General features: G+C 41.7%; 8 protein-coding genes. 3 read left to right on the top strand and 5 right to left on the bottom strand.

Annotation, left to right across the window (positions count from 1 at the left end):
- Nucleotides 1-118: 118 nt before the first annotated feature.
- The 5 genes from rplS to ffh all read right to left on the bottom strand — a co-directional run bounded on the left by rplS (nucleotide 119) and on the right by ffh (nucleotide 3695).
- On the bottom strand, nucleotides 119-478 hold the full coding sequence (gene rplS, locus JIG37_RS03475) for a 50S ribosomal protein L19 (RefSeq protein ID WP_054551733.1): 360 nt from the start codon (nucleotides 476-478) through the stop codon (nucleotides 119-121).
- Between the two features lie 33 nt (nucleotides 479-511).
- Nucleotides 512-1279, bottom strand: a complete 768-nt coding sequence (trmD, locus tag JIG37_RS03480) for a tRNA (guanosine(37)-N1)-methyltransferase TrmD (RefSeq protein WP_054551734.1) — start codon at nucleotides 1277-1279, stop codon at nucleotides 512-514.
- Complete coding sequence (gene rimM, locus JIG37_RS03485; protein ID WP_054551735.1) at nucleotides 1279-1812, bottom strand: ribosome maturation factor RimM; 534 nt, start codon at nucleotides 1810-1812, stop codon at nucleotides 1279-1281. Before rimM ends, trmD begins: the two co-directional genes overlap by 1 nt.
- Before the next feature lie 17 nt (nucleotides 1813-1829).
- On the bottom strand, nucleotides 1830-2078 hold the full coding sequence (rpsP, locus tag JIG37_RS03490; protein ID WP_054551736.1) for a 30S ribosomal protein S16: 249 nt from the start codon (nucleotides 2076-2078) through the stop codon (nucleotides 1830-1832).
- A 240-nt stretch (nucleotides 2079-2318) separates the two neighbouring features.
- Complete coding sequence (gene ffh / locus JIG37_RS03495; protein ID WP_054551737.1) at nucleotides 2319-3695, bottom strand: signal recognition particle protein; 1377 nt, start codon at nucleotides 3693-3695, stop codon at nucleotides 2319-2321.
- A 243-nt stretch (nucleotides 3696-3938) separates the two neighbouring features.
- On the opposite strand from ffh, the gene ccsA reads away from it, so the two are divergent.
- From ccsA to JIG37_RS03510, 3 genes are all read left to right on the top strand, one after another.
- Nucleotides 3939-4742 (top strand): cytochrome c biogenesis protein CcsA, encoded by an 804-nt coding sequence (gene ccsA / locus JIG37_RS03500; protein WP_130051058.1) that lies wholly within the window; start codon nucleotides 3939-3941, stop codon nucleotides 4740-4742.
- Between the two features lie 61 nt (nucleotides 4743-4803).
- Nucleotides 4804-6072 carry a CNNM domain-containing protein gene (locus tag JIG37_RS03505; RefSeq protein ID WP_130051057.1) on the top strand — a complete coding sequence of 423 codons (1269 nt, stop codon included), beginning with the start codon at nucleotides 4804-4806 and terminating at the stop codon, nucleotides 6070-6072.
- 164 nt (nucleotides 6073-6236) lie between these two features.
- On the top strand, nucleotides 6237-7076 hold the full coding sequence (locus tag JIG37_RS03510) for a mechanosensitive ion channel domain-containing protein (protein ID WP_199528702.1): 840 nt from the start codon (nucleotides 6237-6239) through the stop codon (nucleotides 7074-7076).
- The last annotated feature ends 163 nt before the right edge of the window (nucleotides 7077-7239 follow it).

The following is a 7239-nucleotide window of genomic DNA, read 5'->3' on the forward strand; positions in this document are numbered from 1 at the left end:
GATAAGTTAGAAGGGAGTATCTCTCAGAGGGGTAAATTATTTTTGTGGTATAAAAACCAAAACGGGTTGCAACCTAAGGCTGCAACCCGTTTTATTTTGCGTTGTAAAACAGCGCGTATTAGTTAAGTTTTTCTCTAATACGTGCAGATTTACCAGAACGCTCACGTAGATAGTAAAGTTTCGCACGGCGAACTGCACCGCGACGTTTAACTGAGATACTATCGATAAGAGGGCTGTGCGTTTGGAATACACGCTCAACACCTTCACCGCTCGAGATTTTACGAACTGTGAATGCTGAGTGAAGACCACGATTACGCTTAGCGATTACAACACCTTCAAAGGCCTGTAGACGCTCTTTGTTACCTTCTTTTACACGTACCTGTACAACTACTGTATCACCAGCGCCGAATGCTGGTACGTCTGTTTTAAGCTGCTCTTCTTCAAGCGCTTTAATAATATTTTGGTTTACTTTTGCCATTATATTTCTCACTTTCCTAGGTGTAACTGTCTTCTAGCCACAAGCTTGTTGGTACTCTTGCTGAAATTCAGCAAGGAGTGCCGCTTGCTCCTCAGTCAGAGCTAGGTTATGCAACAAGTCAGGACGACGAAGCCAAGTTCTACCAAGTGATTGCTTTGTGCGCCACTTAGCGATTTCTTGGTGGTTTCCGCTGAGTAATACAGCAGGCACCTGTTTATCATCCAATGTCTCTGGCCGTGTATAGTGAGGACAATCAAGCAAGCCATTCGAAAATGAATCCTGCTCAGCTGACTGGTTATGACCTAACACCCCTGGTACTAATCGTGCTACTGCATCAATTAGCGTCATCGCGGGTAGCTCACCACCACTTAAAATAAAATCACCAATTGACCATTCTTCGTCAACGTATGATTCTATGATTCGCTCATCTATACCTTCATAGCGACCTGCAATTAAAATCAGCTTTTCTGATTGTGCAAGCTCGCTTGCACCTTGCTGATCTAATTTGCGCCCTTGCGGGGACATATAAATTACTTTTGCACCATCACCTGCCGCTTTTTTGGCGTCAAGGATAGCTTGTTTCAATGGTTCAACCATCATTAACATGCCAGGACCGCCCCCGTAAGGACGATCATCCACGGTTCTATGCTTATCAGTGGCATAGTCACGTGGGTTCCAACAGTTAAAGTCGATTAAACCATTTTTAACTGCGCGACCTGTTACCCCTTGGGTGGTAATCGCATCAAACATGTCCGGGAAAAGGCTTATCACCCCTACCCATAGCGAACTCGTTTGTGACATTAAAACCCTGGGTCCCAGTCTACGGTAATTTCTCTTGCATCATGTTTAACTTCTTTAATAACAGAATCTGTTAAGAAAGGAATTAAACGCTCTGCTTGGCCAAATGCATCTTTTTTGTTTGCTTTCACAACCAAAACGTCATTTGACCCTGTCTCCATTAGGTCATCAACAGTGCCTAAGTTATAACCTTTATCAGTTATAACAGACATGCCGATCAGATCTCGCCAATAGAATTCACCTTGCGGTAATTCTGGTAGCTGCGCTGCATCTACTGAGATTTCTGCATTGGTTAAAGCCATTGCTTCGTCTCGGTCGTTTACTTGCGCAACTTTAGCGATAAAGCCTTTGTTGTGGCGACGCCAGTCGACCACTTCTAAGGTCTGCCATTTACCTTGTTGCCCTATCAACCATGGGCTGAAATCGAAGATCCCTTCGGGATCATCAGTAAATGAATGCACCTTAAGCCAGCCCTTTATACCATACGGGGCACCGAGCTTTCCTACTGTAATATACGAGGTGTTCTCTTGACTCATGGTTACTCTTACGCCTATTAAGCCGCTTTACGAGCGTCTTTAACTAACTTAGCTACGCGATCTGAAAGAGATGCGCCTTGACCTACCCAGTGATCAACACGAGATAAATCTAAACGTACTTTTTCTTCCTGACCAGAAGCGATTGGGTTAAAGAAACCTACTTTCTCGATGAAGCGACCGTCACGCGAGAAACGGCTATCCGCAACCACAATTTGATAGAAAGGGCGTTTTTTAGCGCCACCACGTTGCAAACGAATAGTTACCATACCGTCCTCTACATTAGATTGACTGTTTTCATTAATAAGATTTACTCCCCAATACGGGAAGCTGGGGAATTGTACGAGTTTTTTGCAACATTGCAAGTAAGAACTGCTGCAAAATGTAAGTTTAGTTGATTAAACACTGATCTGGGCCTTAAATCTTACATGCAGCTAACTACTACGCATAAATTATCTACAAAAAAAGGAGCTATATGCTCCTTTTTATACATTTAATAGACAGTACTATTAAAATTTAGGGCCACCACCCATCATCCCTGGTGGTAACATGCCTTTCATGCCGCGCATCATTTTCTTCATGCCACCTTTGCCTTTCATCTTCTTCATCATCTTCTGCATTTGCGTAAATTGCTTAAGCAGTTTATTGATTTCTTGCACCTGAGTACCAGAACCTGCTGCAATACGTTTTTTACGCGAGCCTTTGATGATTTCAGGACGGGCACGCTCTTTTGGCGTCATAGAGTTGATGATGGCTTCCATTTGTACGAAAGTTTTATCACCCATCTGGCCTTTTACAGCGTCTGGTAGGTTTTGCATGCCTGGCAGCTTATCAAGCATCGACATCATACCGCCCATGTTCTTCATCTGACGAAGTTGCTCAGCAAAGTCATCTAATGTGAAGCCATCACCTTTAAATACTTTTTCGGCAACTTTAGCTGCTTTCTCTTTATCTACTTTCATTTCGACTTCTTCGATTAATGAAAGTACATCACCCATACCTAGGATACGAGAAGCAATACGGTCAGGGTGGAATGGTTCAAGAGCATCAGTGCGCTCACCCACACCCATAAACTTAATTGGCTTACCGGTAATATGACGAATCGATAATGCAGCACCACCACGGGCATCACCATCGGTCTTGGTTAAGATCACACCACTTAAAGGCAGTGCTTCATCAAATGCTTTTGCGGTGTTTGCCGCATCTTGACCTGTCATCGCATCAACAACGAATAAGGTTTCGATTGGGTTAATCGCACTGTGAAGTGCTTTGATCTCGTCCATCATGTCGTTATCGACGTGTAAACGACCTGCAGTATCAACTAATACCACATCAATGAATTTTTTCTTCGCGTGAGAAATCGCATTGTTTGCGATATCAACCGGCTTTTGCGAAATGTCACTTGGGAAGAACTCCACACCCACTTCATCAGCCAGTGTTTCAAGCTGTTTGATTGCTGCCGGACGATAAACGTCGGCACTCACAACTAATACAGACTTCTTTTTACGCTCTTTTAAAAATTTAGCTAGTTTACCAACACTGGTCGTTTTACCAGCACCTTGTAAACCCGCCATCATCACAACCGCTGGCGGCTGTGCATTAAGGCTTAGCTCTTCGTTAGCTTCACCCATAGCTTTTTCAAGTTCTTCACGAACAATCTTAATAAAGACTTGGCCAGGGCTTAAGCTTTTTGTTACTTCAACACCTACGGCGCGTTCTTTAACTTGCTTAACGAATTCACGAACAACAGGTAATGCAACGTCCGCTTCCAAAAATGCCATGCGGACTTCGCGTAATGTATCTTTTATATTGTCTTCAGTTAGGCGTCCGCGGCCACTGATATTTTTTAAGGTTTTACCTAAGCGTTCTTGGAGATTCTCAAACATGTAAAGGTTCCGATAAAACGTGTTGCACCTGCAATGTACATAAATCAAACAAGTTTGGTGACAATACAGGCAATATTAAAATTTAATTCCTAGCAGTATACCGTAAATGGTGGTCGACAATACAGTGTTCAAGTGTGCAGTTTGAGTTTCTTTTTACAAACTCTATGCTTTTGCCTTGCTATAAAATACAATGGCATCAAAGAGACAAGGATTTATCGATATAAATTAAGTGGCCAAAACACGATGATTATTAGTTTAACTATTATTGCTAGTTTGTTTTATGTGTTAGCAACGTCACATGTGCTATCACGCCTTTTCCACAAACAAGGTCCAAGCCAAAAACTCACAGTGATTCTTAGCACTGTGGCTATCCTTGCTCATATGCTATTACTGGTTAATTCAGTTTTTCGTGCTGACGGCCAAGATTTAAGTATCGTCAACGTTGCTTTATTAACCTGTTGGGTCATTGTGGTATCGGTGACTGCTGTGTCTCTCAAATTTCCTGCGACTTTATTGTTGCCAGTTGTTTATGGTTTTGCTGCCTTACTGACTCTTGCCAGCTTGTTTATTCCGCATCATGTGATTTTGCAATCAATCGATGTCGAGCTTGGTTTAGTTACTCACATATCCTTATCACTGCTAGCCTATTGTGTTTTGATAATCTCAACACTTTATGCAGTCCAGTTCTACTTTATTGATAAGCGCCTCAAACGCAAAGACTTGGCAATTGTACACAGCCACCTCCCTCCTTTAATGGTGGTTGAGCGTCAGCTATATCAATTACTCACGCTGGGTACTATCTTACTGACTTTTGCTCTCCTTTCTGGGTTTATCTTCTTAGAGGGAATGTTTGCCAGTGAGTTTATCCACAAAACAGTCTTATCACTAATTGCTTGGCTCATTTTCACCGTGGTCACTGTAGGTCATTTACGCCAAGGCTGGCGTGGAAAGCCTGTGGTGTTTTCGATCATGATAGCCGCTTTTATCTTGTCACTTGCTTATTTTGGCAGCCGTTTCATCCAAGAAGTGATTCTAAATAAGTTTTAACTTGACTCAGCAAGCTGTCTCTAGCTTAATATGCACTGATTTATAAAAAAAGGATCCATCCTTGGACGACATATCGACTAGTACCCTGTTTATTATATTGGGATTATTGATACTTATTTCTGCTTATTTTTCTGGTTCTGAAACTGGAATTATGTCAATCAACCGTATTCGCCTGCGTCATCTTGCTAAAGAAGATCACCGTGCAGCGAAGCGTGTCAGCAAACTATTAAGTCGCCCTGACAGACTCATTGGTCTGATCTTAATTGGTAATAACCTTGTAAATATCGCTGCAGCACAGGTTGCAACGATTATTGGTATTCGTTTGTATGGTGATCTCGGTATCGCTATTGCAACCGGCGCGCTAACGCTGGTTGTTTTAATCTTTGCCGAAGTAACGCCAAAAACACTTGCTGCGCTCTACCCAGAGAAGGTTGCTTTTCCAAGTTCAATTGTGCTTAAAGGCCTTTTGAAAATCCTTTTCCCGTTTGTGGTTATCGTAAACTGGATGACTAACGGCATGTTACGCTTGTTTGGTATTACCACAGCACAAATTGAAGAGCACAGCTTAAGTAAAGAAGAACTAAAAACTGTGGTGAACGAATCAGGTGCACTATTACCTGCTCGCCACCAAAGTATGCTGACTTCAATTTTAGATTTAGAGCAAGTGACTGTTGAAGATATCATGATCCCACGCAACGAAATTGTTGCTATCGATATCAATGACGATTGGAAGCTTATCAGCCGCCAACTTACTCATGCACAGCACACTCGCGTTTTGTTGTATCGTGACCAAATTGATGATGCTGTTGGCTTTATTCACTCACGTGATGCACTGCGCCTATTAACTAAAGAGCAGTTTGATAAACCATCACTACTGCGTGCGGTACGTGAAATTTACTTTATTCCTGAAGGCACATCACTGAACACGCAACTACTTAAGTTCCAGCAATCAAAAGAGCGTATTGGCTTAGTCGTTGATGAGTATGGTGATATTCAAGGTCTAGTAACACTTGAAGATATTCTTGAAGAAGTTGTGGGTGATTTCACTACAACTCAAACGCGTACACCGAGTGAAGAAGTAACAGAGCAAGATGATGGCTCAGTACTTGTTGATGGTGGTGCTAATATTCGTGATTTAAATAAAGAAATGGGTTGGGAGCTACCGATTGATGGCCCGAAAACGCTAAGTGGTTTAATTGTTGAATACTTAGAGGACATCCCAGACTCAAACCTAAGCTTGCGTATTGCCGGCTACCCTATTGAAGTTATTGAGATAAAAGAAAATATGGTGAAGTTAGTTAAAGTTATTCCAAGTAAACGCACTGAATAGCTTTCAACTTAACCTAAACAAAAGGAGTAGCTTGCTACTCCTTTTTGTTACTTATAGCTTAATTACCTCTGAAGATTCACATTTTAAAAGCTAACCCGCACAACCAAACACAAATTCCTCTACTATTATTTTCTTTTGCATATATTGATATAAAAGGGAAAATAATGGACGAAATATCAATCGAGAAAATCTATAACCAAGCCATTGAATTACTGATGCTATACGGGCCAAAGTTTATCCTCGCAATACTGGTCTTGATCATAGGTTGGTGGTTAATTGGTAGAATTGCCAATATGGCTGAAAAATCAATGAATAAGGTCAAGTTCGAGGTTGGCCTTACGCACTTTTTAGTCTCCTTTATCTCGGTCATTTTAAAAGTACTGTTGCTGATATCTGTTGCTTCTATGATTGGTATAGAAACCACGTCGTTTATCGCAATGCTAGGTGCTGCAGGCCTTGCGGTCGGCATGGCACTTCAAGGTAGCCTTGCTAACTTTGCAGGTGGCGTGCTTATTTTATTCTTTAAACCCTTTAAAGTGGGTGATGTAATCGAAGCACAAGGCTATATGGGGAAAGTTGTTGAAATACAAATTTTTGTCACCGTTTTACTCACCTACGACAATGAAAAAATCATTATCCCTAATGGCACGCTATCAAACGGCTGCGTTAAGAATAAGTTCGCAGAACCTCTACACCGTGTTGCAATCGAATTTGGTATTAGTTACGGAGATGATGTTCATAAAGCACGTGATGTGCTTATGAGCGTTCTTGATGATTATGATTTGGTATTAAAAGACATTGAAGATAAGAAACCATCTGTTCATGTTAGCCAGCATGGTGAAAGCCATATTGGCATGTTGGTATGGGCGTGGGTGGAGTCTGATAACTACTGGCCAGTGTATTTTGGCTTGTACGAGCGAGTTAAAATTGCCTTCGACGCTGCAGATATCACTATCCCATTCCCGCAAAGGGATGTTCATATTCACCAGTTTCCTGGTAAATAACGAAAAAAAGCCCGCTAATTGATGCGTAATGCCAGTCAGTTAAGAGCTGACTGGCATTTTCTTTTATAGGGATATTTATTAGGTTTCCTTCTTACCACCCTTGGATAATGCCTGTCTGGTAGCCTATCGGGTAAGATAAACAACCTAAGAGTTGTCAGTAATT

Origin of the sequence: Pseudoalteromonas sp. bablab_jr010 (assembly GCF_016464105.1) — a bacterium.
Taxonomy (GTDB): domain Bacteria; phylum Pseudomonadota; class Gammaproteobacteria; order Enterobacterales; family Alteromonadaceae; genus Pseudoalteromonas; species Pseudoalteromonas simplex.

Excerpts from the sequence above, each read along its gene's own strand:
- rplS (WP_054551733.1), bottom strand. The coding sequence starts at position 478 with ATGGCAAAAGTAAACCAAAATATTATTAAAGCGCTTGAAGAAGAGCAG.
- trmD (WP_054551734.1), bottom strand. The coding sequence starts at position 1,279 with ATGTCACAAACGAGTTCGCTATGGGTAGGGGTGATAAGCCTTTTCCCG.
- rimM (WP_054551735.1), bottom strand. The coding sequence starts at position 1,812 with ATGAGTCAAGAGAACACCTCGTATATTACAGTAGGAAAGCTCGGTGCC.
- rpsP (WP_054551736.1), bottom strand. The coding sequence starts at position 2,078 with ATGGTAACTATTCGTTTGCAACGTGGTGGCGCTAAAAAACGCCCTTTC.
- ffh (WP_054551737.1), bottom strand. The coding sequence starts at position 3,695 with ATGTTTGAGAATCTCCAAGAACGCTTAGGTAAAACCTTAAAAAATATC.
- ccsA (WP_130051058.1), top strand. The coding sequence starts at position 3,939 with ATGATTATTAGTTTAACTATTATTGCTAGTTTGTTTTATGTGTTAGCA.
- JIG37_RS03510 (WP_199528702.1), top strand. The coding sequence starts at position 6,237 with ATGGACGAAATATCAATCGAGAAAATCTATAACCAAGCCATTGAATTA.